This window comes from Streptococcus oralis (assembly GCF_018448765.2).
Lineage (GTDB): Bacteria > Bacillota > Bacilli > Lactobacillales > Streptococcaceae > Streptococcus > Streptococcus oralis_BM.
The window spans coordinates 697,297-722,406 of the sequence record NZ_JAHCMC020000001.1 but is presented as its reverse complement, the minus strand read 5'-3'; the positions used below and the strand labels follow the sequence as shown (position 1 = coordinate 722,406).

Sequence of the window (25,110 nt, the reverse complement as noted above, 5' to 3'; positions counted from 1 at the left end):
GAAAGAATTGAGGTTATTTATGGAAATTTGCCAGCAAATTTTAGAGAAAATCAAAGAATACGATACCATTATCATTCATCGTCATATGAAACCAGACCCTGATGCCTTAGGGAGTCAGGTAGGTTTAAAAGCTCTTCTTACACACCATTTTCCAGAAAAGACCATCAAAGCAGTCGGTTTTAACGAACCAACTCTAACCTGGATGGCGGAAATGGATACTGTCCAAGACAGTGACTACCACGAAGCTCTTGCTATTATTTGTGATACAGCAAATCGTCCTCGTATCGATGATAAACGCTATGAACAAGCTGCTTTCACCATCAAAATCGATCACCATCCAAATGATGATATCTATGGTGACCTATCTTGGGTGGATACAAGTTCAAGCAGTGCTAGTGAAATGATTGCTCTATTTGCTCAAGAAAATCAGCTGGCTTTGTCTAGCGAAGCGGCACGACTTCTCTATGCAGGAATTATCGGGGACACGGGACGCTTTCTCTACCCGTCAACTAGTGCTCGTACCTTTAGAATAGCTAGCCAGCTCCGAGAAATTGATTTTGACTTTGCTGGATTGTCTCGTCAAATGGATACCATGAGCTTCAAGATTGCAAAACTGCAAGGCTTTGTCTATGATCATTTGGAAGTTGATGAGAATGGAGCTGCACGCGTTCTGCTTACTCAAGACATCTTGGAAAAATATAAGGTTACGGATGCTGAAACGGCTGCGATTGTCGGAGCACCTGGTCGAATTGATACCGTTAAGGCTTGGGCTATCTTTGTTGAACAAGCTGATGGTCACTTCCGTGTGCGTATGCGCAGTAAAATTACCCCTATCAATGAAATTGCCAAAGAACATGACGGAGGTGGCCATCCTCTGGCAAGTGGAGCCAATTCTTATAGTCTAGAAGAAAACGAAATTATCTATCAAAAGTTAAAAAACTTGCTTAAAAACTGATAAAAGACTTGCCAAACTTATCAGAATCTGATAGACTAGTATGGTAACAATCTATGGCTCGCAAAGAGACCATGGCAGAAAGGAAATATTGCAAAATGAAAAAAGATATCCATCCAGAATATCGCCCAGTTGTCTTCATGGACACAACTACTGGTTACAAATTCCTTAGCGGTTCAACAAAAAGCTCTAACGAAACTGTTGAGTTCGAAGGCGAAACTTACCCATTGATCCGTGTGGAAATTTCATCAGACTCACACCCATTCTACACTGGACGTCAAAAGTTCACTCAAGCAGATGGACGCGTGGATCGTTTCAACAAAAAATACGGTCTCAAATAATGATAAAAAAGAACAGTTACCACTGTTCTTTTTTTGTACTTGTTTTTATGAACCAATCACTACTACTTTCTATTTGTCAACCTTCACGCTGACACTATAAGTGATTTCAAACGAGTTTAAAAAATATCGAAAAGAAGCTTGATATTGAGAATGGTCAAGATGATTGAAACTGCGTAACCTAGGATTGTATTCCACTTGGCATTGGTAAATTCTCCCATCAGTGACTTCTTAGAGGTCAGATAAATCAAGGGAAAAATTGAAAACGGAAGAGCGATTGAAAGAAAGACCTGTGAATAGACCAATAACTGATCCAAGGTTTTTTCTTGATGTCCAAACAAGACGGCGACTATAATCACAGGGATCAAGGCAAAAATACGTGTACCGATACGGATAATCCACTGAGGTAATCTTAGATGTAAGAAACCTTCCATGACAATCTGTCCTGTCAAAGTGCCTGTAATGGTCGAATTTTGACCACTTGCTAGGAGGGCAAGGGCAAATAAAGTTGACAGAGTTGAACTAGCTATAGCTCCTGCTATCTTCGAATCCTGTAAAGCATTGTACATTTGAGAGAAAGCTGAAATTTCAGATGCATGACCAAAAAAGAGAGATGCCCCTAAAATAAGAAGCAAGGAATTGACAATAAAGGCTAGAGACAACTGAAGATTTGAATCCCAGGTCATAAAACGCACGGCTTTTCGAACATCCTTCTTATCTTTGTGATTGATTTTCCTTGTTTGGGATAGGGATGAATGAAGATAGAGATTATGGGGCATGACTGTCGCCCCCACAATTCCTAGAGCCAAGGTCAATTGGCTTTCATGACCTGGTAATGGTGTTTCAAATAATGTTGGAGTCGGTAAATAACCACCAAAGATACCCTGAATACTTGGATTGGATAAAGCCACCAGATAGGTAAAGATGGCTAATATGGTTAAAATAAGGGTCGTAACAATGGCTTCAATTTTTTTGAAGCCAAATTTCATCAACAACAACAAAAGAAATACGTCTAAAACGGTTAAGAGGATAGCGACCATAATTGGTATTTTAAATAAAAGATTTAAGGCAATCGCTGAGCCTAGAACCTCGGCTAAGTCGGTCGCCATTAAAGCTAATTCTAAAATCACCCATAAACTATAACGAAGCCACTTGGGAGCATGATGAGCTGTTGCCTGTGCTAGGTCCATCTTAGTTACGATACCTAGCTTTCCAGCCATCTGTTGTAGCTGCATGGCGATGATGGATGAAATTAAAATGACGAATAAGAGACTATACTTGTAAGAAGCACCACCAACCACACTAGTAATCCAGTTTCCAGGATCCATATAACCAACTGCTACAAGAGCGCCAGGTCCTAAAAATGCTTTTAGATTTTGCCAAAAATGGTTGTTATTTGGAGTATCGATAGATTGATTAATCTCAGAGAGTGACACTTTTTTATGAGAAGACATAGATACTTACCTCTTTCTAAACCTACTTTTTCATTATTTTCTATTAGAGAAAAATAAGATTGACTTTAAACTATTAAAACAATGAAAACTATATGAAAAACATTTAGTTTTTTCATTATTTTTCTTAAGGCACCTTAATATTTTTCTTAAGGCACCTTAATTATAACACAAAAAATGAAAACTATATGAAAAACATTTAGTTTTTTCATTATTTTTCTTAAGGCACCTTAATTATAAAAAATATGATAAAAACTTAAGAAAATTCAACAAAATTTTAGGGAAAGTCAGAATAAGTCTACTCATTAACGATAATGATAAATCTATTGATAAACTTTGACATTTAATAGTGAACTGTAACTATTATTTCTAACTCGATTTCTCTATAAAAGAGGAAAAACCAGCGTCTTTTGACGCTGGATAAAAGCTACTTAGATCATTTAACAAGAAACTAAATTGCTTCTGTGACAAAACTACGGCTTTCTAGCACCTTGAGCATGGCATTAGCTGTATCTAGGGCTGTAAAGAGTGGCACACCGTGTTCAATAGCTGAACGGCGAATTTGCTCACCATCTTCATCAGCAGTTCGTTTGGTTCCGACAGTGTTGATGATTGCTTGGATTTTTCCTTTGCGGACAAAACTTGGGATATCCTTCTCATCATCACCGATCTTACCAACAGGTTGAGCATGCAGTCCATGACTAGCAAAGAAGGCTGCTGTCCCTTCTGTCGCGAGGATACCGTAACCGATATTTTGGAAACGACGAGCCAAGTCCAAGGCTTCATCTTTGGCATCATCAGCGATGGTAAAGACCACATTTCCAAAAGTTGGCAAGTGCAGGTAAGAAGCTTCAAAGGCCTTGTACAAAGCTTTTTCAAGAGTAGTATCAGAACCCATAACTTCCCCTGTTGACTTCATTTCAGGACCGAGCAAGCTGTCTACCTTAGCTAGTTTCGTAAAGGAGAAGACAGGCGCCTTGATATGAACGCGAGTGCTTTCTGGATAAAGTCCATCTTGGTAGCCAAGTTCTTCAAGACTTTGACCAAGAATGAGCTTAGTTGCTACTTGAGCCATAGGGATATTGGTCACTTTAGAAAGAAATGGAACCGTACGGCTGGCACGTGGATTGACCTCAATAACGTAGACTTTTTCATCCTTGATAACAAACTGGATGTTCATCATTCCAAGGCAGTTAAGACCGATTGCTAGGCGTTTTGTGTAGTCTGCGATTGTTTCTTGAACCTTCTGAGACAAAGTTTGTGGTGGGTAAACGGCCATTGAGTCACCTGAGTGGACACCGGCACGTTCGATATGCTCCATAATACCAGGGATGAGGACATTTTCACCGTCTGAAATGGCATCAACTTCGCACTCTTGCCCAACAATATAAGAGTCAACAAGAACTGGGTGATCTGGACTAGCTTTAACCGCTGTACGCATATAAGAACGAAGATCTTCTTCGTTTTCAACAATTTCCATGGCACGACCACCAAGTACATAAGATGGGCGAACGAGGACAGGGAAACCAATCTTGCGAGCTGCAAGAACTGCTGCTTCTTCATTTGTAGCCGTTTGTCCTGGTGGCTGTGGAATATCCAAATCTTTAAGAGCTTGCTCGAAGAGGTCGCGGTCTTCGGCACGGTCTAGGTCAGTAACCTGTGTACCAAGGATGGTCACACCTGCTTTTGCCAATGGCTCCGCAAGGTTGATGGCTGTTTGACCACCGAACTGAACGATAACGCCCTTTGGTTGCTCCAAGTCGATGACATTCATAACATCTTCGAATGTCAATGGCTCAAAGTAAAGCTTGTCTGATACAGAGAAGTCTGTTGAAACGGTCTCTGGGTTTGAGTTCATGATGATGGCTTCATAGCCAGCAGCCTGAATAGCCTTGACTGAATGAACAGTTGCGTAGTCAAACTCAACTCCTTGCCCGATACGGATTGGACCAGAACCTAGGACTAGTACAGATTCCTTGTCAGACTTGATAGACTCATTTTCCCATCCATAGGTTGAATAGAAATATGGGGTTTCAGAGTCGAACTCTGCCGCACAAGTATCGACCATCTTGTAGACAGGGACAATCTTGTTTTCCAAGCGGAGTTGACGAACTTGCTCAGCCGTTGTTTTCCAGAGTTCAGCAATCTTACGGTCTGAGAAGCCATTTAGTTTAGCTGTTTTCAAAACTTCTAGCTCTTGTGGATGAGAACCCAATTCTTGCTCGATTTCAAAGATATGCAAGAGTTTATCAAGATAGAAGATATCAATCTTGGTCAATTCAGCAATTTCTTCTGGTGTGTAGCCACGGCGAATGGCTTCTGAAACGTAGAAGAGACGATCATCTTGGGCTTTGACAACCTTTTCAATCAAAGCATCATCTGAAACGGTTGCAAGTTCAGGCATTTCATTGTGGTGAACCCCAATTTCAAGGGAACGACAGGCTTTAAGAAGTGACTCTTCGATGTTACGACCGATAGCCATGACTTCACCAGTTGCCTTCATCTGGGTACCAAGACGACGTTCCCCTTTTTCAAATTTGTCAAATGGGAAACGTGGAATCTTAGCAACGACGTAGTCAAGGGCTGGTTCAAACATAGCATAGGTTGAACCTGTAACTGGGTTGATGACCTCATCCAAGGTCAAACCGACGGCAATCTTAGCTGCCAATTTGGCAATTGGGTAACCAGTTGCCTTAGAAGCAAGCGCTGACGAACGCGATACACGAGGGTTTACTTCGATAACATAGTACTTGAAGCTATGCGGATCAAGGGCCAGCTGAACGTTACACCCACCTTCAATCTTGAGGGCACGAATGATGCTCAAGCTGGCATCACGAAGCATTTGGTTTTCATAGTCTGACATGGTTTGCGCAGGGGCAAATACAATGGAATCCCCTGTGTGAATCCCTACTGGGTCAAAGTTTTCCATGTTACAAACAACGAGGGCATTGTCAGCCGAGTCGCGCATAACTTCGTATTCGATTTCCTTGAAACCTGCGATTGAACGTTCAATCAAACATTGGGTAACAGGTGACAATTTCAACCCATTTTCAGCGATTTCACGTAGTTCTTCCTCGTTGGCACACATACCACCACCAGTACCACCTAGGGTAAAGGCTGGACGGACAATGACTGGGTATCCAATTGTCGCTGCAAAGGCAACTGCTTCTTCTACTGTGTTGACAATTTCAGATTCAGGGATGGGTTGCTCAAGCTCTTCCATCAATTGTTTAAAGAGGTCACGGTCCTCAGCTTGGTCGATGGCCGATAATTTAGTACCCAGAAGTTCGACACCAAGCTCATCTAGAATACCGTTTTTAGATAATTCCATGGCCATATTGAGCCCTGTTTGACCACCAAGAGTTGGAAGCAAAGCATCTGGGCGTTCCTTACGGAGAATACGTGTCACAAACTCCAGTGTAATCGGTTCGATGTAGACCTTGTCCGCAATCTCCTTGTCCGTCATGATGGTTGCAGGGTTTGAGTTTACCAAGACAACTTCATAACCTTCTTCTTTCAAAGACAAGCAGGCCTGGGTCCCAGCGTAGTCAAACTCAGCAGCCTGACCAATAATAATCGGACCAGAACCAATCACCATAATTTTTTGAATATCAGTACGTTTAGGCATAGTTTATGATACAAAGCCCGTAAAGAACACAGGGAAAATAGGAAACTCGGTGCAGACGCCTTTAGCGTCAAAACGACGTTTATCTTTTTCACACAGTTCTTAGGGCGTGTTCACTTCCGCGAACAATGTATCTTCTCCTTTCTATTCGGCAACTCTCTGGTTGCCATTAAATAAGTTCTCCGACGATTTTTTAGAGAAACGATATTTTTCGATAAAAAATCTAGTGCAGGGAGTTTTTAGTTCGCCCAATAGCGACTAAAAGAAACGACCTGCCTTTCTATTCGTCGCCTCACAGGGTGACATTAAATAAGATACAAAGGACGATAAGAAAGCGACTGAATTTTAGGAAACCAAGGATAGAAATTCTTCCTTGGTTTATCTAAATTCCGAGCTTTCCGTCCGTGTTCAATTCCATAAATTCTCCGACAAGTCTTACTCGTTCTTAGTTTGATTGTTTAAAGGCTTCCATCATCTCGATAAATTCGTCAAATAGGTAGCTTGCGTCGTGTGGACCAGGAGCTGCGTCTGGGTGGAATTGTACAGAAAAACCTGGTTGGTATCTGTGGCGAACTCCTTCAACTGATTTATCATTGATTTCTTCGTGGGTAATGATCAAATGATCTGGCAAGTCCTCACGGCTAACTGCATAACCGTGGTTCTGGCTGGTGAAGTCTATACGGCCTGTAGCAATCTCACGTACCGCGTGGTTAAATCCGCGGTGACCAAATTTCATCTTGTATGTCTTAGCCCCATTTGCCATAGCAAAAAGTTGGTGTCCCATACAAATTCCGAAAATTGGAATTTTCCCTTGCACACCACGAATCATGTCCAGTGCTTCTGGAACATCTTCTGGGTTACCTGGACCATTTGACAACATAACTCCGTCAGGATTGAGGTGGAGAATTTCTTCCGCCGTTGTTGAATACGGAACGACGGTCACATTACAGTTGCGTTTGGAAAGTTCACGTAGGATTGAGTGCTTAAGACCAAAATCCACTAGCACCACGCTCAAACCAACTCCAGGAGCTGGATATGATGTTTTAGTAGAAACCTGCTTGATATTGTCTGTCGGCAGGACTGTTGCTTGAAGCTGGTCAGTCACATGGTCCATACTGTCTCCAACATGAGTCAAGGTTGCACGCATAGTACCGTGCTTACGAATAATCTTGGTAAGTGCACGCGTATCAATTCCTGAAATCCCTGGAATTTTCTTGGCTTTCAAAAATTCATCCAAGGTCATTTGGTTGCGCCAGTTGCTAGCTCGACGTGCTTCTTCAAAAACGACAACTCCCTTACAAGTCGGAATAATGGATTCGTAATCATCACGATTAATTCCATAATTTCCCACCAAAGGATAAGTAAAGGTCAAGATTTGTCCATTATAAGACTGGTCTGTAATGGACTCTTGGTAGCCGGTCATACCTGTGTTAAAGACGATTTCGCCTGTTACATCAATATCTGCTCCGAAGGCCTTGCCTTCAAAAACTGTGCCATCTTCTAATACTAGAAGTCTTTTTGTCATATTTTCACCTCTCGTGGACGCTCACTGGCGTCTTTTAACGTCCTGTGTTTTAGTTGGCGTTTCTACTCGCCAATACGGATTCTAAGATTGCCATTCGAACAAAGACACCGTTGGTCATTTGTTGGACAATGCGTGATTTTGGCGCTTCAACCAAGTGGTCTGCAATTTCCACATCGCGATTCACTGGAGCAGGATGCATAATAATGGCTTCTTCTTTTAAGCGATTATAGCGTTCTTGGTTCAAACCGTGTTGAGCATGGTAGTCTTCTTTTGAAAAGACTGCTCCACTATCATGGCGTTCATGTTGAACGCGGAGCAACATCAAAACATCCACCTGATCAACAATCTCATCAATAGTTACAAACTGTCCATAGTCCGCAAACTCTTGACTTCTCCATTCCTCAGGTCCTGCAAAGAAAAGTTCAGCTCCCAAGCGTTTCAAAATTTGCATATTGGATTTGGCAACACGTGAATGATCCAAGTCACCTGCAATAGCAACCTTGAGACCCTCAAAGTGACCAAATTCCTCATAAATGGTCATCAAATCAAGCAGGCTCTGACTAGGGTGTTGACCTGAACCATCTCCACCATTGATAATGGAAGTCGTAATCGATGGACTCGCAATCAGTTCTTTATAATAATCGACCTCTGGGTGGCGAATCACGCAGACATCTACACCAAGCGCAGACAAGGTTAGGATTGTGTCATACAGTGTCTCACCCTTGTTTACTGAGCTGGTCTTCACATCAAAGTCCAGTCGCTCCAGCCCTAGCTTAATCTCTGCCACTTCAAAAGATTTATGCGTCCGTGTAGAATCTTCAAAGAAAAGATTGGAAACAATCGGATGGTCTTCATAAGGAAGCTGGGCTCCGTTTTTAAACTCAATCCCTCGTTTGATCAATTTCATCACTTGATCAACAGTGAGGTCTTCCATGGAAACCACATGGTTCAATGCTTGTTGATTTTCTGACATGGCTACTCCTTCAGCTTTCTAAGCTTCTTCAGTAATCAGAACTCTGTCTTGGCCATCAAGTTCTGTCATCTCTACGATGATTTCTTCAGAACGACTGGTTGGGATATTTTTCCCAACGTAATCTGGACGGATAGGCAATTCTCTATGTCCACGATCTACTAGCACCGCAAGACTCACGCGCGCAGGACGACCATGTCCGACAATGTTATCGATAGCAGCACGGATTGTACGACCTGTATAAAGCACATCATCCACCAAGATAACTTCACGGTCTGTCACATCAACAGAAATCAAAGAAGTATCTTCTCCGCTTTTAACATCATCACGGAAAGGTTTGGTGTCCAATTCCACAACAGGAACAGTGATATTTTCCAACTGCTCCAAGCGTTCTTTGATACGATGAGCGATGAAAACACCTCGCGTTTTTATCCCAGCTAGGATAATTTTATTCAAATCTTTATTGCGCTCAATAATCTCATAAGTAATTCGCGTAATCGCTCGTTTGACAGTCAATTCATCTACAACTTCTTTTGTCTTCATGACAAACCTCCAAAAAGAAAAGTCTCCTTCTACAAGGAGACTTGAAATGTATAGCCAAGCGAGCCCTACTGTAAACAGTATAGACTTCACCCTTCTACTTTATCGCGCTCCTTGCCTGCCTCACGGGACAGGTTTAAAGGACTATTTAGTTATCATTTACTATAGCACAAAGCACCCTTAAAATCAAGCAAAAACTTTTTCAGAGTCCCCTTAAACATTACTAAAATCATATAATTGGGGATAGTGGGCACATTCTGGATTTTTGGGATGGCAGATAGCTCGTCCAAAGTAAATCATGGCCTGGTGGGCTGCTAACCATTCTTCTGGTGGCAGAACGTCCATGACACGTTTTTCTACTTCAAGTGGCGTAGCTGATTTTTTAACGATATCGTGATGCTTACAGATACGCTCCACATGAGTGTCCACTGCAAAAGCTGGAATTCCAAAGCCCACGCTCATGACGACATTTGCTGTTTTGCGACCAACACCAGCTAGACTTTCTAATTCCTCTCGAGTCTGAGGCACTTGACCGTCAAAATCGTCTAGTAACTGTTGGGCACATTTTTTAAGGAATTTAGCCTTATTTCGATACAGTCCCAGGCGAGAAATGTGTGAAGCAATTTCACTCTCTGTCGCTACAGACATGGCTTGTGGCGTTGGAAAGGCCGCAAAGAGACCTGGTGTGGCCTTATTTACCGCTGCATCTGTGGTCTGGGCTGACAGCATCACTGCAACCAAGAGTTCAAAATGATTGCGAAAATCTAGACTTGGTTTCGCATCTGGGAAAAGGGCAATGATTTCCTCTATGACATGACGGGCACGTTTCTTGGATAAAACCATCTACTCGTCTCCATTAAATAGTCCTTGTAAACCTGCAAAAGGACTGTTTTCTTCTTTCTTGACTGCTTGTTGGGCTTGGTATTCTTCCTCAGTCATGATTTGCCAGTCATTTCCTGACACAAATCCTTGGCCCGCCTCTTCTTCTGCCGTCAAGACCTTGATTGGGATATTGAGCAAGATATTATCTGCTACGCTCTCAGCAAGGTCGATTTCCCCATTTTCGATAGGCAAGACCAAGTCATCATCTAGAACTTCCTGGTCTAGTTGATTGGTTGCTCCTTCCATGAAAACCTCTGTCACTGGATAAGACTCTGCCAACTCAACTGGCTCCATACTGCGGCTGGAAGCAAGAACAATGGTATATGACAACTGATAGTCTAAAAAATACAGACGGTCTTCATACTGCACCTTCCCCACTGCAAGGATATCTTTGACATCTAAAATCTCTTGATTTCGTTTACGCAAGTCTGCTGCCAGGTCTAAAGCTTGTTCAAAGTGTAGACCTTCAGGCTGCTTACGAATTTCTTGAATATTTAACTTCATATTTCCTCCATAAAGATGTACTCACTTGATTATACCATGAAAAGGCTATAAATCAGCTTTCCAAACTTTGATATTAAAACCTCATTTTTTAACATATTTACTATGACATATTTCCTATTTAGTGCTATACTATAGGCAAGAATACACCAGAGCAGGGAGGATGCTCATATGGAAGACAAAGCACTCATCACTGAAGCTTACCAACTACTTTCCGAGTTAAATAAAAGCTACCAAAGCTGTAAACAAGGTACAACCGATGATTTCCGTCTACAAGAACTGCTAAATACTACTCTGCAAGAGCTTAAAAAAGCAGAAAAGTTGGATAATAGTATCTTAATCGACCTTGAGAAATTTTACCAACGTACCAGTCTATTGATTGGACTTGGTAGTCTAAAACTAAACGATCAAGCACGCACCGCTTGGCGCAACTATGACAAGTTCCATTACCAGCATGTCAAACACGTACTGACTCTCTATGGACCTGTTTTCGGATTCTGATACTTTTCGAAAATCTCTTCAAACCACGTCAGCTTCCCCTTGCCGTTGGTATGGGTTACTGACTTCGTCAGCTCTATCTGCAACCTCAAAGCTGTGCTTTGAGCAGTCTTCGGATCGCTTCCTAGTTTGCCCTTTGATTTTCATTGAGTATAAAAACTAGAATTTCCTGTTTTCTATTGACAAAATTTCCTCAAAAGTATAGGATAGAGGTACTAATACTCGGAGGTAAGGGAGACATGAACAACTAAGTCTATCAAATAAAGAACCTTTATTTAGTAGATCTTGTTTTTGTCTCTTTTTGCATGCTCTTTTTATACTAGATTTTCTAGTATCTTGTCCCCATTGAAAATCAAAAAAACTAGAAAGCTAACCGTCTGCTCCTTTTAGGTTGGGGTAGGCAGCTCCAAGCTAGTTTGACGACCTTTTCAACGAGGATAATAGAGTTTTTAACAGTGACTTTGGGCTCTACTAGATAAAGTAGAGCTTTTTGTTATGCACTATCGACATTCTAGAAAGGGCAACAATATGATAAAAATCAATCATCTAACCATCACGCAAAACAAAGATCTACGAGATCTTGTATCTGACCTAACCATGACTATCCAAGACGGGGAAAAGGTTGCTATTATTGGTGAAGAAGGAAATGGCAAATCGACTTTACTACGAGCTTTAATGGGGGAAGCATTACCTGATTTTACTATCAAGGGCGACATTCAGTCTGACCTTCAATCACTGGCCTACATTCCTCAAAAACTAGCTGAGGACCTGAAAAAGAAAACTCTACATGACTACTTCTTTTTGGATTCTGCTGATTTAGACTACAGTATTCTTTATCGTTTGGCGGAGGAGTTGCACTTTGATAGCGACCGTTTTGCTAGCGATCAAGAAATTGGCAGTCTATCAGGGGGCGAGGCTTTGAAAATTCAGCTCATACATGAATTAGCCAAACCCTTTGAGATTCTATTTTTAGATGAACCTTCAAATGACCTAGACCTTGAGACGGTTGATTGGCTAAAAAGTCAGATTCAAAAAACCAGGCAAACTGTTATTTTCATCTCCCATGATGAAGACTTTCTTTCTCAAACGGCAGATACTATTGTCCACTTGCGACTGGTCAAGCATCGAAAAGAAGCGGAAACGCTAGTCGAGCATTTAGACTACGATAGCTATAGTGACCAGAGAAAGGTTAGTTTTGCCAAACAAAGTCAGCAAGCTGCTAACGACCAGAGAGCTTATGACAAAACCATGGAAAAGCATCGTCGCGTCAAGCAAAATGTAGAAACTGCCTTGCGTAACACTAAAAACGATGTTGCTGGGCGCTTACTGGCTAAAAAGATGAAAAATATACTCTCTCAAGAAAAACGCTTTGAAAAGGAAGTCCAGTCCATGACCCAAAAGCCACTTGACGAGGAACAAATCCAACTTTTCTTTTCAGACATCCAACCATTACCGGCTTCTAAAGTCTTAGTCCAACTGGAGAAGGATAGTTTGTCCATTGACGAGCGCATTTTAGCTCAGGAGTTACGACTAACGATCCGTGGCCAAGATAAAATCGGTATCATCGGGCCAAATGGTGTTGGGAAATCAACTCTGTTAGCCAAGTTACAACAACTGCTCAGCGCCAAAAGAGAGATTTCGCTTGGTTTTATGCCACAAGATTACCATAAAAAACTGCAATTGGATCTATCTCCAGTAGCCTATCTCAGCAAAACTGGGGAAAAAGAGGAACTACAGAAAATCCAATCCCACCTAGCCAGTCTCAATTTCAGCTATCCAGAGATGCAGCACCAAATTCGCTCCCTATCTGGCGGTCAACAGGGTAAACTTCTACTTTTGGATTTAGTGTTGCGAAAACCAAACTTTCTACTTCTGGATGAGCCTACACGTAATTTTTCTCCCACTTCTCAACCCGAAATCAGAAAACTCTTTGCCTCCTATCCAGGCGGTCTAATCACTGTTTCGCATGACAGACGCTTCTTAAAAGAGGTCTGTACGAGTATCTATCGTTTGACAGAGGAAGGTTTGGAAGTCGTTGATTTACAAGATTTATAAATGTTGAACATAGCAAAAATCCAGAGACGAGCTCTGGATTCTTTTTACATGTGTTTCAAGCGTTCGATTCGTTCTGATATAGGTGGGTGGGTGTAAAATAGTTTTTGGAGTCCACCACCTTTCTTGGGATCATTGATGTACAGAGCGCTGCTGGCATCATCGACATGGTGATGCATTGGCTCGCTATTATCCAACTTGCGCAAGGCATTGATCATCCCTTGAGGATTGCGAGTCAGCTCCACACTGGATGCATCCGCCAGAAATTCCCTCTGACGGGAAATTGCAAGTTGCACCAAAGTTGCCGCGAGAGGTGCTAGAACAATGGCTAAGAGAGAGATAACAAGCATGATAATCTCCAAACCATTTCCATCGCGATCATTATCACTCCGTCTGCGACCTGCGCCACCCCACCACATCATCCGTCCTGCCATACTAGACAGAAGGGTAATAGCACTGGCAAGGGCAACAGCAATGGTCGAAATGCGGATATCGTAGTTTCGGATATGACTGACCTCATGCCCCATAACAGCTTCCAGTTCCTCGCGATTCATGATAGCCAGAAGACCCGAAGTAGCTGCGACAGCTGCATTCTGCGGATTCGAACCTGTTGCAAAGGCATTTAAAGAAGAATCCTCAATGATGAAAACACGCGGCATAGGAATCTGAGCGACCATGGCCATATCTTCCACTACATGGTAGAGGTCTGGTGCTGTTTGCTCATCAACCTCACGCGCCCCATTCATAGACATGACAATCTCTGTCGATTGAAAGATCATGGTCAGAGCGTAGATAAGACCGATAATCAAGGCAATAATCATACCCCCAAGACCTGAGCGCATGAAGAGATAGCCAACCGCATAACCAACCAAGGCCAAGAGTAGGAAGAAAACCAGCAACAAAATCCAAGTTTTTCGTTTATTGCTCGCAATTTGATCAAACAACATCTTAGTCACCTAAACCGCTAAAGTCAACTTTAGGAACTGCCTTTTCCTCTTCAGGTGTTTGAAGGAAGTCTGCAGCTTTAAAGCCAAATAGTCCTGCGATGATATTACTTGGGAAGCTTTCAAGTTTTACATTGTAGTTGCTGACAACACTGTTGTAGAGTTGGCGAGAGTAAGAAATTTTATTTTCTGTATTGGTCAACTCTTCTTGCAATTTGATAAAGTTAGCACTAGCTTTCAATTCTGGGTAATTCTCTGCTACTGCAAAGATACCAGAAATCTGGCGGGTAAGGGCATCACTGGCCTTCATAGCTTCTGCTGGTGAAGTTGCTGCAGCTACTTGTCTACGAAGTTCTGTTACTTTTTCCAAGGTAGAACCTTCATATTTGGCATAGCCTTTGACTGTTTCAATCAAGTTTGGGAGGAGATCATTACGACGCTTCAACTGAACATCGATCTGGCTCCAAGCCTCCTTGGTCTGCATACGATTTTTAACCAAACCGTTATAGCTAACAATCACAAAAATAACAATCAGAGCCAAAACTCCAAGAATAATCCAAGTCATAATCTTATTCCTTTCTGCTTTTAGATTACTACCAGTATATCAAAATTTTAACGAATATGGTAAAATAAGATGATACTAGAGAAGGAAACGACTATGAAACCAGAAACATTTTACGACTTGCTAGCGGAGCAAAACCTTTCACTTTCAGACCAGCAAAAAGAACAATTTGAACGGTATTTTGAACTCTTGGTCGAGTGGAATGAAAAGATTAACCTGACCGCTATTACAGACAAAGAAGAAGTTTATCTTAAACATTTTTATGATTCGATTGCACCCATCCTTCAAGGTTTGATTCCTAATGAAACTATCAAACTTCTTGATATCGGGGCTGGGGCAGGATTTCCTAGTCTACCCATGAAAATCCTCTATCCTCAGTTAGATGTGACCATCATTGATTCGCTCAATAAGCGCATCAACTTCCTTCAGCTTTTGGCTCAAGAGTTGGATTTGGATGGTGTTCACTTCTACCATGGACGAGCAGAAGACTTTGCTCAAGACAAGAACTTCCGTGCCCAGTTTGATGTGGTGACGGCTCGTGCGGTTGCCCGTATGCAGATCTTGTCTGAATTGACCATTCCCTATCTTAAAGTCGGCGGAAAACTCTTGGCACTCAAGGCCAGCAATGCTCCTGAGGAATTATCTGAAGCCAAGAATGCTCTCAATCTCCTTTTTAGCAAGTTAGAGGACAACTTCAGCTATGCCCTGCCAAATGGAGATCCGCGCTACATCACTGTGGTCGAAAAGAAAAAGGAGACGCCTAACAAGTACCCAAGAAAGGCAGGCATGCCAAACAAACGCCCACTTTAATTTTTTTAGTAAAAAAATGATTTACAAAACGGACCTCGCTCTCCTATTTCTGGGCTCGAAAAAAAATGATTTACAAAATCATTCCTCGCTTTCGCATTTCTCGGCTCGGGAAAAATTCGTTTACAAAACGAATTTTTTCTGCTATACTATCCTAAGCAAAGGTTTTTAATGTCATCCTGTGAGGTGACGAAGGCGCAGATTTATATAAATTTTTAAAAGATAGCTATTTTTTAAAAAGTCTTACTCTGAGGGCCTATTGCTGCAAAATAATGGGCTCTTTTTTGGTGCCCAAAAGTGAGGTTTTTATGAAACAGGAATCAACTGTTGACTTGTTACTAGACGTTGATCAACGTCCTTCTGCTGGTAAAGGTATTCTTCTAAGCTTCCAGCACGTATTTGCCATGTTTGGCGCAACCATTCTCGTTCCCTTAATTTTGGGAATGCCCGTATCGGTTGCTCTCTTTGCATCCGGTATTGGAACACTTATCTACATGATTTCTACTGGCTTTAAGGTTCCAGTTTACCTAGGTTCTTCATTCGCCTTTATCACGGCTATGTCTTTAGCCATGAAAGAAATGGGGGGCGATGTATCTGCTGCTCAAACGGGGGTAATCTTGACTGGTTTGGTCTATGTTCTTGTAGCAGCAAGTGTTCGTTTTGCAGGTACGAAATGGATTGATAAACTCTTGCCCCCAATCATTATCGGACCTATGATTATCGTTATCGGTCTTGGTCTTGCTGGTTCTGCTGTAACGAATGCTGGACTCGTAGCAGACGGAAACTGGAAAAACGCCCTTGTAGCCGTTGTTACATTCTTGATTGCCGCCTTTATCAATACAAAAGGAAAAGGTTTCCTTCGTATCATTCCTTTCCTCTTTGCCATCATCGGTGGGTACATCTTCGCTATGATGCTTGGTTTGGTTGACTTTACCCCAGTCCTTCAAGCCAATTGGTTTGAAATTCCTGGTTTCTACTTGCCATTTAGTACAGGTGGAGCCTTTAAAGAGTACAACTTGTACTTCGGTCCTGAAACAATCGCCATCTTGCCAATCGCTATTGTAACCATTTCAGAACACATCGGAGACCACACAGTTTTAAGCCAAATCTGTGGCCGTCAATTCCTGAAAGAACCAGGACTTCACCGTACTCTTCTCGGTGACGGTATCGCGACATCTGTATCCGCCTTCCTCGGTGGACCAGCTAATACGACTTACGGAGAAAATACAGGAGTTATCGGGATGACTCGTATCGCTTCTGTCTCTGTTATCCGTAACGCGGCCTTTATCGCCATTGCTCTTAGCTTCCTAGGTAAATTCACTGCCTTGATTTCAACCATTCCAAATGCTGTGCTTGGTGGTATGTCCATCCTTCTCTACGGAGTTATCGCCAGCAACGGTCTAAAAGTTTTGATTAAAGAGCGCGTTGACTTCAGTCAAATGCGTAACCTCATCATCGCAAGTGCCATGTTGGTACTTGGACTTGGTGGGGCCATCCTCAAACTTGGCCCCGTTACACTTTCAGGTACTGCTCTATCAGCTATGACAGGAATTATCTTAAACTTGATTTTGCCACACGAAAATAAAGACTAATCATCTATACACACAAAATCCACTCGATTGAGTGGATTTTTTTACTTACTCTTTATTTCCAGTAGTAAATCTTTCAATGAAATAATGGTCACGGCTAGTAAAATCATGGCCATACCGACAAAATCAATCGCATAAAACTGTTCCTTCATAATCAGAAAGGCAAAGAAAACAGCTGAAATGGGTTCAATCGAGGCTAGCAAACTAGACTTAACAGGGCCTATCAGACTAGCTCCTTTTAGAAAAGCTGTATAGGCAAAGACCGTTCCGATAATGATAATCCCAGCAAATGCAAAGAGAAAATCTAAGCTAGTCGGTATGCTGGCCTGTAAAACTCCTGTGAAAGGAATAGCCACTACACCAGAAATAACCATCCCAACACCAATCACCAAAATACTGCCCCACTTCTTAATCAAAGCGATGGGAAGGATAATATAGAGGGCATAGGTTAGGGCAGAAAAGAGGCCCCAGAAAAGTCCAGCAGCTGTGACAGACAACTGGTCAAGTTCCCCATGCGTCGCGATAAGAAACGTTCCTCCAATTGCTAAACCAATTGAAATAATCTCAGCCAGAGTAGGCGCCACCTTGTCCTTGATACAAGTATAAACCAAGATCCCAACGGGGCATACATACTGGAGAACTGTCGCCGTGCCAGCATTGGTTTCCTGAATGGCAGAAAGATAGGCAAACTGGTTTAAGAAAAGTCCAAACAAGGCAAACAACAACAGAGATAAAAGGCTTTTTCTGTCTTTTAAAAAAGCATAGAGTCTATCCTTTGCAGTCATATAGGATAAGACTACCAGTGCCAAACCTGCAATGATAAGCCGCAGATTAGTCAAGACTAGAGCAGAAATCCCGTGTGCCATCAGGTATTGGCCACTGGTTCCAGACAAGCCCCAAGCAATCCCTGCCACTACTGTATACAGAGTTCCTTTTACGGTTTTTGACATGCTTCTCCCTACTCCTCTTGACGAATCATTTCCATCACTTGATTTCGATCGACTATCCACTGGGCACGCTCATCCTTCTCATACGTTCGGTTGGATAGAAAGATAGCCGCTTCCTGCTTCTCCCGATTCCACATAATAAAGGTACCTGTATAACCCGTATGGTCGAGCCAAGCTCCTTCCAGATTCCAGGCTAGGGAACGCTCCTTATCATCTAAGGGAGAAAAATTTTGGCTCAAATCTACAGCAAATTCATCTTTCAAGTAATGTTCCAGAAAGATCTGTAAATCCTTAACAGTCGAAAACAAACCAGCACTTCCAGCGTGCTTCCCTAATAGACGAGCTTTGGGATCGTGAATAATTCCGGCCTCTACTCCTCTCACTGTTGGTACAGCTTGCTCAACAGGACCAAACATTGTTTCCTTCATCCCCCATGGTTCCAAAACTTGTTCTTCTATAATCTGATCCAAGTCTTGTTTAAAGATTTTTTCCAAAACAAAGCCCAGGAGTAAAAAGTGCACGTCCGAGTATAGAAAGGCTGGCTGACTTCGTCTGTTGAGGTGAAACATGGCTTTTCTCAATTCCTCTGCACTTAACCTGTCCCGATTTGGAATAAAGGGGTCTAAGTCTGTTGCATGAGTCAGAAGTCGCCGTATAGTGATATCAGGATAATCACACTCCGGTAAAAAATCCGTCACCGGTCGATTAATATCTAATTTGCCCTGCTGCCACAAGAAGGTAAAAACCGTCCCCACTCCCACAACCTTACTCACACTAGCCAGATCATAAATCAAACCGCTTTCTGTCTTCAAACCCCGTTCTGGATCACTCAATCCTAGATAAGACTCTTTCCATTCACCATCCTTATAATACGCAAAAGAGGCCCCGGGATAAATCCCTGCCTCGATTTGATTTTCTATTTTTCTTAGAATTTTTTCCAACTTCATGCTTCTTCAAACCACAATTCAATGTTATTGGTATCTTTACCAAGGAAGAATTTTTCAGACTTAGGGACAAAGTAACCTGTCTTTTCAAATTTCTGACGAAGGCTGGTTAGATCAAAATTTCTTACTAAAAATTTTAACATCGTCAGGTCCCAAGTGACATTGTTTTCAACAGCCAAATCTGGTCCTTGTCCTTTAGTAAAGGTGATTGCTGGCGCTACTCCTTCGGGATCAAGTAAGCTCTCTGTCCCCTCAGGCAAACGCAACTCCATAGAAACCTCAAATTGGCTCAAGTATTTTATACCTGTATTTGAATAAAATTCAGGAACAGTTTCCAGTGGAACCAAATCTCTTATATCATTTTCTGCATGAACAAGGATCACATCCTCTTCAGGAGAAACAATCTCAAAAGCATATCCACGACTTCCTTTAAACAAGAGAGGAAGAGACTTCATTTGAGAAAGAAGGGCCTCGATTTCGGAAGGATCCTCAACCTTTATCAAGAGCCTAGCTAGCTTCTTAAGTCCTTCAACTCTGCGAGTTCGCATGCTTGGAGCCTCTTCTAAAATCAATCTCTCCGTACCCGTCTGGTCGCCTAATGAAAGAAAGGCAGACTCTTCTAGTAAGGGTTTCATTCCTAGAGTTTCAATATAAAATATCTCATTTAATTTTCGATTATTAACTTTCAAAGTCGGAATGATCCGAACAATCTCATTCACATCCATAAGTTCCTCCAACTCTTTTATTTTAAAGGATTTTAGAATATTTTACAAGCCATATTTGTTTAAATTAGAAAATTTTCCAAGAAAAAAACTGGGTTTCCCCAGTTTCGTTTCTTATAGGTAAAGTAGTTTGAATAGTGCTACTGCTGCAATTCCCGCTGCAATTGGAGCTACAACCGGAACCCATGCATACCACCATTTTGAATCACCCTTGTGTTGACCAAGAACTGATTTTGGAAGGAGTTCGTGAAGAAGACGTGGTCCAAAGTCACGAGCCGGGTTCAAACCAGGTCCAGTAGGTCCACCGAGTGAAGTTACCAAGGCCATTACTAGGAAACCAAGCCCTAAATGAGCAACTGAAAGACCTGCTGCTGTGTGTGGTGCTATTTGAGCCTTAATAGCTAATTCAGAGAAGTCAACTGTTTGATTAGCCTGCGTTGCCATTTGCTTCATGTATTGCATTACTTCTGCACCAAAAAAGTTTTTAGTCATTCCTAGGGCTGCAAAGAACAAAATAAACGAACCGACGAACTCATTGATAAAACCATTTACACTTGCTGCGAAACGTGATTCTTTTGTACCGTGATCAACATTTGAAATCGTTGAGAAAGTACCCAAAATGTTATTAGAATTCTCTGTTTTCAAGTAGTAAGGACGGTGAGTTGCAACGACCATAGCTTGACCAAAAATCGCTCCTAAAACTTGCACAAGGATGTAATATGGTACTTGTTCCCAAGGGAAAAGTCCACTCACAGCAAGTCCAAGTGTGAAAGCTGGGTTGATGTGGTTACCAGATACATTACCGAACATCAAGGCTGGGATCATAACCCCCATACCGTAACCAACCGCGATAACGAGCCAGCCACTTTGGTGACCTTTCGTACCTTTAAGTTCAACGTTAGCAACTGCACCATTACCAAGAATGACCAAAATGGCAGTTCCCAAAAATTCAGTGGCATATTTAATAGCCCATGTAAAATCCATTTGATAGATTCTCCTTAATTTTTTTAGACAATCCTTATTCTATCAATTTTTAGACCTTTTAGCAACCGATTTTCTAAAAGAATCTATGGAAAACGCTTTATTTAACTTATCTTTAAGAAAAGGACAAAAGAAGTCAAACTCCTTTCATCCTTTTCGTTACTCTTGACGCTGACCAAAGTCCGCAATCATCTGCTCCATCTCTTGGCGACTCGGAGTAGTCAGCATATAAAGGTAGTCCCCTTGTAGCTCTGCAAAGGCTGCTGGCATGATTTTCTTGACCTTGAATTGCTGGCTGTATTTGGCGAGAAGGTCCTCCTCTGAATAAACATAGTTGGCATTGGCACGGCGTGATGTAGCTAAACAGTATTGAGGTTCAAACTCTGATGCTGGAAACTCCTCACCTGCGACAATAGCTGCATAGCCACGATAAAGGTCCATGGAATGAGCAAAGTTATAAACGTCAATGGTAAAACCACCTGCAGGACGGTTATTGTACTCAATGGCAATGTAGTCGTCCCCGTCACGGAAGAACTCGATATGGAAAAAGCGTTCTCTCATTCCAAATTCCTTGACTATGGCCTCACCATACTTGCGCAGTTTGGGATCCATATCCTTAAGCACATAGTAGGAATTGTCCATCTTGTAAATCATGAGATCAAGCGGTGTATGGGCATAATCAAAAGTCGTTGAAAAGACGATGTTGCCATCCTTGTCCACAAGTCCGTCAAAGGTACAGATTTCGCTAGAAGTGACAAATTTCTCAAAGAAATAAACGGTTGAATGGTCCCATTCTTCTTTGAACCGGTCCACATCTTCCTGACTTTCCAACTTAAAGGTGGCTGCCGCTCCCACTCCATTGTCAGGTTTGGCAATCATTGGTAGGCCAATCGTCTCAACTGCTTGGTCCACATCTGCTTCCGTCTGGATAACAGCTCCAGGTACCACAGGGACATCTGCTTTTTTGAAAAGTTTCTTCATCTCAGACTTATATTTGGTCTTTTTGAGATCCTCCGGTTTGGCTCCAAAGACATTGAATTGCTCACGAAGTGTTGCGTCCAGTTCAAGCCAGTATTCATTGTGGGACTCGATGCGGTCGATTGGGCCATGCTTGTAGAACAGAAAAGCTACTGCACGTTTGACTTCGTCTATATTCTCAAGATTGTCTACACGGAAATACTCGGTCAGACTATTACGCAAAGGTTCATCTAGTTGCTCGTAAGGCTCCTGACCAATTCCCAAAACGGTGATGCCTTTATTGGCTAGCTCGATGGTAAATTGTTGGAAGTTTTGTGGATAGTAGGGAGAAATAACAAGGTAATTCATAGGCAACTCCTTTTATAGATACAGGTGTCCAAGAAAATAGGGCATTTGTTTACGCCACCATTCCCAGTCGTGGGCGACATCGTGTCCCCATTCAGCAAACCAGGCTGGAATTTGTTTCTGGTCAAAGGCTTCTTTGAGCTTGTAGAAAGATGGTAGACCGTCTTGTTCCCAAGCACCAAGGCCCGTACAGACGACGATTTCTGCCTGACGGTAACGGTCGATAAACCATCCGTCGTTTTGATTCCAGATATAATCTACTGGTGAGTTTTGGTAAATAGCATCATCATTGAAGTAATCGCCAACAAAGAAACGCGCGTCGTAAACACCACTGAGGGCAATCACCTTGGTAAAGACATCTGGATGCTGGAGGAAGAAATTAAGTGCATGGTAGCCCCCCATCGAGCAACCTGTCGTCATCATGCCATCAAACCAACCTGTCTTGTGCTTGATAAAAGGAATGGCCTCCTCAATCACGTAGCGTTCGTAGGCACGATGCATCTCCGCCTGGTCATGACCATTTTTCCAAGTAGCCAACCAGCTCTCACTGTCAACGCTGGAGAGAGTAAAGAACTGGACGCGCCCCTCCTCGATAAAGGAGGCACAGGCATCAATCATGCCAAAATCATAGTATTCATTGTGACTGCCACCAGATGAAGCAAAAACAACAACTGGAATCCCAGCATGTCCATAACGGTTGAGGTACATTTCACGGTTGAGGTGACCACTCCAGTGGCTGAGGTTTTCAATATGCATTGGCTTTCTCCTTTCCTAACTTACCATTTCTCTGCAAAAAATCGGAGACAGTCTGGTAAATTTTCCGACCATGGAATCTCACTATGGATGGCGCCAGACTGAACTTTCAAGACAAGATTATCCAAGCCTACTCCACCTGCAATCAAATCATGGTAATAGCGAAGCGATGAGTCGATATAGGCTTGTTTGATATTGCCAGCCATGAGGGTCTTGTCCGTATCATCCGCTTCTTCTGTTCCTACATAGATGAAAATACGCTGATCAGGCGACAGTTTCTTACGCTCGATATAGCGGTTAAAGGCTTCTTGGTGAAGCCAGTTAGCAGATGAAAAGACACCTAGACAACCAATTCGATCTTGGTACTCTAGTCCGATAAACTGGGTAATATTGCCTCCTAGAGACGAACCAATCATAGCCGTATGCTGGCGATCAGCTTTGGTACGGTAGGTCTCATCGATAAAAGGCTTGACCACCTCCATGACAAACTCAGCATACTCCACACCCTTACCGCCAAACTGCTGCCCTGGGATAGGAGATTCTTGAAACTTCCAAGCCGCATACTCATTCATCCGTCCCATGCCATCATTGTCAATAGCAACAACAATCATGCGACTGATATCAGGATTCCGCTTAATGGCTGGAATAATCTTCCAAGAATGGCCGATATAGGACTCCTTGCTGTAAAAGACATTTTGCCCGTCATGAAAGTAAACAACAGGGTAAAAACGGTCTGTATCTTTCTCGTAGTCCTTTGGCAGGAGAACACGCACACGACGCTCCTTTCCTGTATAAGGTACCTTGAGTTTGTGTTCTTTCATTTTTAAGTAAAAGTAGGAATGATTCATTGTCAGAAAACTCTCTATATTCAAAATTTTATCTCATTATACCATAAAAATAGAAAAAAAGTCAGTTTTGCTTCCATTTTTGGATTAAAAACTAACTTTTTCATTTATTTTTCTGAATTCTTCTGGATCTTCTGATTAGAGGAGATTGTCAATCAAGTTATCCACTTCATCTTTTTCAGCTTGAGGTGTAATCTCAGTAATCATGATCCCAGCTACTGCTCGCTCAACCAAACCTTCAACATCCATGCGTTCTTCATACTGCTCCGCATTTTTAATCTTAGGATTGGTCTTAGGACGATCAGGTGCAAAAATAGTACAGCAGTCCTCAAACGGCTGGATTGAAATTTCAAAGGTATCGATTTCCTGCGCGATGTCAATGATTTCCAACTTATCCATAGTAACCACAGGGCGGATGATAGGGGTGTTGGTCACAGCGTTGATAGCCTGCATGCTCTCCAGGGTTTGGCTTGCCACCTGACCAAGACTTTCCCCATTGATGATAACTAAACCATTTCGTACCTCACGAATACGATCGGTAATCCGCATCATAAAACGGCGTGTCAAGGTCATGAGGTAGGCTTCTGGCGCTTTAGCCTTGATTTCCTCTTGAATCTCTGTGAAAGGCACCTCGATAAACTGGATATTGCCACCAAACTTGGTCAATTTACGGGTCAAATCTTGGGCTTTTTTGAGAGCACCTGGACTCGTGTAAGGTGGGCTAGCAAAGTGAACCGCCTCGATATCTACCCCTCGTTTAAGGGCTAGATAACCTGCTACAGGTGAGTCAATCCCTCCTGACAACATGAGCATACCTTTACCAGAACTTCCCACAGGTAATCCTCCTGCTCCACGGAAGGTTTCATAGGATAGGTAGGCAGCCTCTTCACGAATCTCCACCTGAAGATTGATATCGGGATTTTTCATTTGAGCTTGGACATTTGGAATAACTTCGAATACTGCTCCACCAAGTGTTTGGTTGAGTTCACGACTGTCGAGTTCAAAGTTGTGGTCGCTGCGCTTACTAGAAATCTTAAAGGTCATGCCTTCCTTGTAGATATCTTTCATAATCTCTTGGACAGAAGACTTCAGAACTTCTACAGATTTTTCGACCTTATAAACAGGAGAAAAGTTTTGAATCCCAAAGACTTGTTTGAGAGATTCTGCAACTGCTGTGTAGTCGGCTCCATTCAGGTAAGCGTGAGCACGGTCGCGATCAGCAGTTACCTTAACTTGGGGATAGATGGACAAAACGTCCGAAATGTTATTGCGAAGTTTATTGATGAACCGCATACGGTTTTTGCCCTTGGTTGACAATTCTCCGTATCGAATCATAATTTCTGAATACTGCATAAATGC

23 protein-coding genes are annotated in these 25,110 nt (G+C 42.3%); 6 read left to right on the top strand and 17 right to left on the bottom strand.

The features are described from left to right. Nucleotides 1-19: 19 nt before the first annotated feature. Both KIH88_RS03495 and KIH88_RS03490 read left to right on the top strand, forming a co-directional pair. Nucleotides 20-955, top strand: a complete 936-nt coding sequence (locus KIH88_RS03495) for a DHH family phosphoesterase (protein ID WP_213988424.1) — start codon at nt 20-22, stop codon at nt 953-955. Between the two features lie 95 nt (nt 956-1,050). Next, on the top strand, nt 1,051-1,293 hold the full coding sequence (locus KIH88_RS03490) for a type B 50S ribosomal protein L31 (RefSeq protein WP_282185137.1): 243 nt from the start codon (nt 1,051-1,053) through the stop codon (nt 1,291-1,293). A 116-nt stretch (nt 1,294-1,409) separates the two neighbouring features. Here the strand turns inward: KIH88_RS03490 and KIH88_RS03485 are convergent, their stop codons facing one another. The 7 genes from KIH88_RS03485 to KIH88_RS03455 all read right to left on the bottom strand — a co-directional run bounded on the left by KIH88_RS03485 (nt 1,410) and on the right by KIH88_RS03455 (nt 10,787). Then, nucleotides 1,410-2,744 carry an Nramp family divalent metal transporter gene (locus tag KIH88_RS03485; protein WP_213988422.1) on the bottom strand — a complete coding sequence of 445 codons (1,335 nt, stop codon included), beginning with the start codon at nt 2,742-2,744 and terminating at the stop codon, nt 1,410-1,412. A gap of 448 nt (nt 2,745-3,192) precedes the next feature. Beyond that, nucleotides 3,193-6,369, bottom strand: coding sequence for a carbamoyl-phosphate synthase large subunit (carB, locus tag KIH88_RS03480; protein WP_213988421.1), 3,177 nt, complete (start codon nt 6,367-6,369; stop codon nt 3,193-3,195). 442 nt (nt 6,370-6,811) lie between these two features. Continuing rightward, complete coding sequence (locus KIH88_RS03475) at nt 6,812-7,891, bottom strand: carbamoyl phosphate synthase small subunit (protein ID WP_000166845.1); 1,080 nt, start codon at nt 7,889-7,891, stop codon at nt 6,812-6,814. 49 nt (nt 7,892-7,940) lie between these two features. Continuing rightward, complete coding sequence (locus KIH88_RS03470) at nt 7,941-8,864, bottom strand: aspartate carbamoyltransferase catalytic subunit (protein ID WP_213988420.1); 924 nt, start codon at nt 8,862-8,864, stop codon at nt 7,941-7,943. A gap of 18 nt (nt 8,865-8,882) precedes the next feature. Further along, nucleotides 8,883-9,404 (bottom strand): bifunctional pyr operon transcriptional regulator/uracil phosphoribosyltransferase PyrR, encoded by a 522-nt coding sequence (gene pyrR, locus KIH88_RS03465; protein WP_000850018.1) that lies wholly within the window; start codon nt 9,402-9,404, stop codon nt 8,883-8,885. Between the two features lie 210 nt (nt 9,405-9,614). After that, entirely contained in the window at nt 9,615-10,244 is a 630-nt protein-coding gene (gene nth / locus KIH88_RS03460) for an endonuclease III (protein WP_000244431.1), read from the bottom strand. Beyond that, nucleotides 10,245-10,787 (bottom strand): YceD family protein, encoded by a 543-nt coding sequence (locus KIH88_RS03455; RefSeq protein WP_000773192.1) that lies wholly within the window; start codon nt 10,785-10,787, stop codon nt 10,245-10,247. Between the two features lie 168 nt (nt 10,788-10,955). Between KIH88_RS03455 and KIH88_RS03450 the strand changes: the two genes are divergently transcribed. Beyond that, entirely contained in the window at nt 10,956-11,285 is a 330-nt protein-coding gene (locus tag KIH88_RS03450) for a hypothetical protein (RefSeq protein ID WP_000389554.1), read from the top strand. 492 nt (nt 11,286-11,777) lie between these two features. Further along, nucleotides 11,778-13,337 (top strand): ATP-binding cassette domain-containing protein, encoded by a 1,560-nt coding sequence (locus KIH88_RS03445; RefSeq protein WP_213988419.1) that lies wholly within the window; start codon nt 11,778-11,780, stop codon nt 13,335-13,337. Nucleotides 13,338-13,381: 44 nt separating this feature from the next. Here KIH88_RS03445 and htpX read toward each other — a convergent pair whose 3' ends face one another. Together htpX and KIH88_RS03435 are read right to left on the bottom strand one after the other, a co-directional pair. Then, complete coding sequence (gene htpX, locus KIH88_RS03440) at nt 13,382-14,281, bottom strand: zinc metalloprotease HtpX (RefSeq protein ID WP_061416545.1); 900 nt, start codon at nt 14,279-14,281, stop codon at nt 13,382-13,384. A gap of 1 nt (nt 14,282) precedes the next feature. Further along, nucleotides 14,283-14,843 (bottom strand): LemA family protein, encoded by a 561-nt coding sequence (locus tag KIH88_RS03435; protein ID WP_143989420.1) that lies wholly within the window; start codon nt 14,841-14,843, stop codon nt 14,283-14,285. Between the two features lie 93 nt (nt 14,844-14,936). On the opposite strand from KIH88_RS03435, the gene rsmG reads away from it, so the two are divergent. Next, the gene (gene rsmG / locus KIH88_RS03430) at nt 14,937-15,650 is read left to right on the top strand and encodes a 16S rRNA (guanine(527)-N(7))-methyltransferase RsmG (RefSeq protein WP_213988418.1); all 714 of its coding nucleotides are present in this window, start codon (nt 14,937-14,939) and stop codon (nt 15,648-15,650) included. A gap of 305 nt (nt 15,651-15,955) precedes the next feature. Further along, the gene (locus KIH88_RS03425; protein WP_000808282.1) at nt 15,956-17,239 is read left to right on the top strand and encodes a uracil-xanthine permease family protein; all 1,284 of its coding nucleotides are present in this window, start codon (nt 15,956-15,958) and stop codon (nt 17,237-17,239) included. A gap of 41 nt (nt 17,240-17,280) precedes the next feature. Here the strand turns inward: KIH88_RS03425 and KIH88_RS03420 are convergent, their stop codons facing one another. The 8 genes from KIH88_RS03420 to thiI all read right to left on the bottom strand — a co-directional run bounded on the left by KIH88_RS03420 (nt 17,281) and on the right by thiI (nt 25,104). Next, nucleotides 17,281-18,186 carry a DMT family transporter gene (locus KIH88_RS03420; protein WP_213988417.1) on the bottom strand — a complete coding sequence of 302 codons (906 nt, stop codon included), beginning with the start codon at nt 18,184-18,186 and terminating at the stop codon, nt 17,281-17,283. Nucleotides 18,187-18,194: 8 nt separating this feature from the next. Continuing rightward, nucleotides 18,195-19,130, bottom strand: a complete 936-nt coding sequence (locus tag KIH88_RS03415; RefSeq protein WP_213988416.1) for a serine hydrolase domain-containing protein — start codon at nt 19,128-19,130, stop codon at nt 18,195-18,197. Next, nucleotides 19,127-19,852, bottom strand: coding sequence for a CppA N-terminal domain-containing protein (locus KIH88_RS03410; protein ID WP_213988415.1), 726 nt, complete (start codon nt 19,850-19,852; stop codon nt 19,127-19,129). The genes KIH88_RS03415 and KIH88_RS03410 overlap by 4 nt, the downstream gene beginning before the upstream one ends. 111 nt (nt 19,853-19,963) lie before the next feature. Beyond that, a complete protein-coding gene (gene gla, locus KIH88_RS03405; RefSeq protein ID WP_000348119.1) occupies nt 19,964-20,833 on the bottom strand; it encodes an aquaglyceroporin Gla in 870 nt (289 codons plus the stop codon). Between the two features lie 156 nt (nt 20,834-20,989). After that, nucleotides 20,990-22,156 (bottom strand): ATP-grasp domain-containing protein, encoded by a 1,167-nt coding sequence (locus KIH88_RS03400; protein WP_213988414.1) that lies wholly within the window; start codon nt 22,154-22,156, stop codon nt 20,990-20,992. Between the two features lie 12 nt (nt 22,157-22,168). Next, complete coding sequence (locus tag KIH88_RS03395; protein ID WP_213988413.1) at nt 22,169-22,909, bottom strand: esterase family protein; 741 nt, start codon at nt 22,907-22,909, stop codon at nt 22,169-22,171. Between the two features lie 20 nt (nt 22,910-22,929). Next, complete coding sequence (locus KIH88_RS03390) at nt 22,930-23,754, bottom strand: alpha/beta hydrolase (protein WP_084947634.1); 825 nt, start codon at nt 23,752-23,754, stop codon at nt 22,930-22,932. Nucleotides 23,755-23,889: 135 nt separating this feature from the next. After that, nucleotides 23,890-25,104, bottom strand: coding sequence for a tRNA uracil 4-sulfurtransferase ThiI (thiI, locus tag KIH88_RS03385; RefSeq protein WP_213988412.1), 1,215 nt, complete (start codon nt 25,102-25,104; stop codon nt 23,890-23,892). Between the last annotated feature and the right edge of the window lie 6 nt (nt 25,105-25,110).

Excerpts from the sequence above, each read along its gene's own strand:
- KIH88_RS03495 (WP_213988424.1), top strand. The coding sequence starts at position 20 with ATGGAAATTTGCCAGCAAATTTTAGAGAAAATCAAAGAATACGATACC.
- KIH88_RS03490 (WP_282185137.1), top strand. The coding sequence starts at position 1,051 with ATGAAAAAAGATATCCATCCAGAATATCGCCCAGTTGTCTTCATGGAC.
- KIH88_RS03485 (WP_213988422.1), bottom strand. The coding sequence starts at position 2,744 with ATGTCTTCTCATAAAAAAGTGTCACTCTCTGAGATTAATCAATCTATC.
- carB (WP_213988421.1), bottom strand. The coding sequence starts at position 6,369 with ATGCCTAAACGTACTGATATTCAAAAAATTATGGTGATTGGTTCTGGT.
- KIH88_RS03475 (WP_000166845.1), bottom strand. The coding sequence starts at position 7,891 with ATGACAAAAAGACTTCTAGTATTAGAAGATGGCACAGTTTTTGAAGGC.
- KIH88_RS03470 (WP_213988420.1), bottom strand. The coding sequence starts at position 8,864 with ATGTCAGAAAATCAACAAGCATTGAACCATGTGGTTTCCATGGAAGAC.
- pyrR (WP_000850018.1), bottom strand. The coding sequence starts at position 9,404 with ATGAAGACAAAAGAAGTTGTAGATGAATTGACTGTCAAACGAGCGATT.
- nth (WP_000244431.1), bottom strand. The coding sequence starts at position 10,244 with ATGGTTTTATCCAAGAAACGTGCCCGTCATGTCATAGAGGAAATCATT.
- KIH88_RS03455 (WP_000773192.1), bottom strand. The coding sequence starts at position 10,787 with ATGAAGTTAAATATTCAAGAAATTCGTAAGCAGCCTGAAGGTCTACAC.
- KIH88_RS03450 (WP_000389554.1), top strand. The coding sequence starts at position 10,956 with ATGGAAGACAAAGCACTCATCACTGAAGCTTACCAACTACTTTCCGAG.
- KIH88_RS03445 (WP_213988419.1), top strand. The coding sequence starts at position 11,778 with ATGCACTATCGACATTCTAGAAAGGGCAACAATATGATAAAAATCAAT.
- htpX (WP_061416545.1), bottom strand. The coding sequence starts at position 14,281 with ATGTTGTTTGATCAAATTGCGAGCAATAAACGAAAAACTTGGATTTTG.
- KIH88_RS03435 (WP_143989420.1), bottom strand. The coding sequence starts at position 14,843 with ATGACTTGGATTATTCTTGGAGTTTTGGCTCTGATTGTTATTTTTGTG.
- rsmG (WP_213988418.1), top strand. The coding sequence starts at position 14,937 with ATGAAACCAGAAACATTTTACGACTTGCTAGCGGAGCAAAACCTTTCA.
- KIH88_RS03425 (WP_000808282.1), top strand. The coding sequence starts at position 15,956 with ATGAAACAGGAATCAACTGTTGACTTGTTACTAGACGTTGATCAACGT.
- KIH88_RS03420 (WP_213988417.1), bottom strand. The coding sequence starts at position 18,186 with ATGTCAAAAACCGTAAAAGGAACTCTGTATACAGTAGTGGCAGGGATT.
- KIH88_RS03415 (WP_213988416.1), bottom strand. The coding sequence starts at position 19,130 with ATGAAGTTGGAAAAAATTCTAAGAAAAATAGAAAATCAAATCGAGGCA.
- KIH88_RS03410 (WP_213988415.1), bottom strand. The coding sequence starts at position 19,852 with ATGGATGTGAATGAGATTGTTCGGATCATTCCGACTTTGAAAGTTAAT.
- gla (WP_000348119.1), bottom strand. The coding sequence starts at position 20,833 with ATGGATTTTACATGGGCTATTAAATATGCCACTGAATTTTTGGGAACT.
- KIH88_RS03400 (WP_213988414.1), bottom strand. The coding sequence starts at position 22,156 with ATGAATTACCTTGTTATTTCTCCCTACTATCCACAAAACTTCCAACAA.
- KIH88_RS03395 (WP_213988413.1), bottom strand. The coding sequence starts at position 22,909 with ATGCATATTGAAAACCTCAGCCACTGGAGTGGTCACCTCAACCGTGAA.
- KIH88_RS03390 (WP_084947634.1), bottom strand. The coding sequence starts at position 23,754 with ATGAATCATTCCTACTTTTACTTAAAAATGAAAGAACACAAACTCAAG.
- thiI (WP_213988412.1), bottom strand. The coding sequence starts at position 25,104 with ATGCAGTATTCAGAAATTATGATTCGATACGGAGAATTGTCAACCAAG.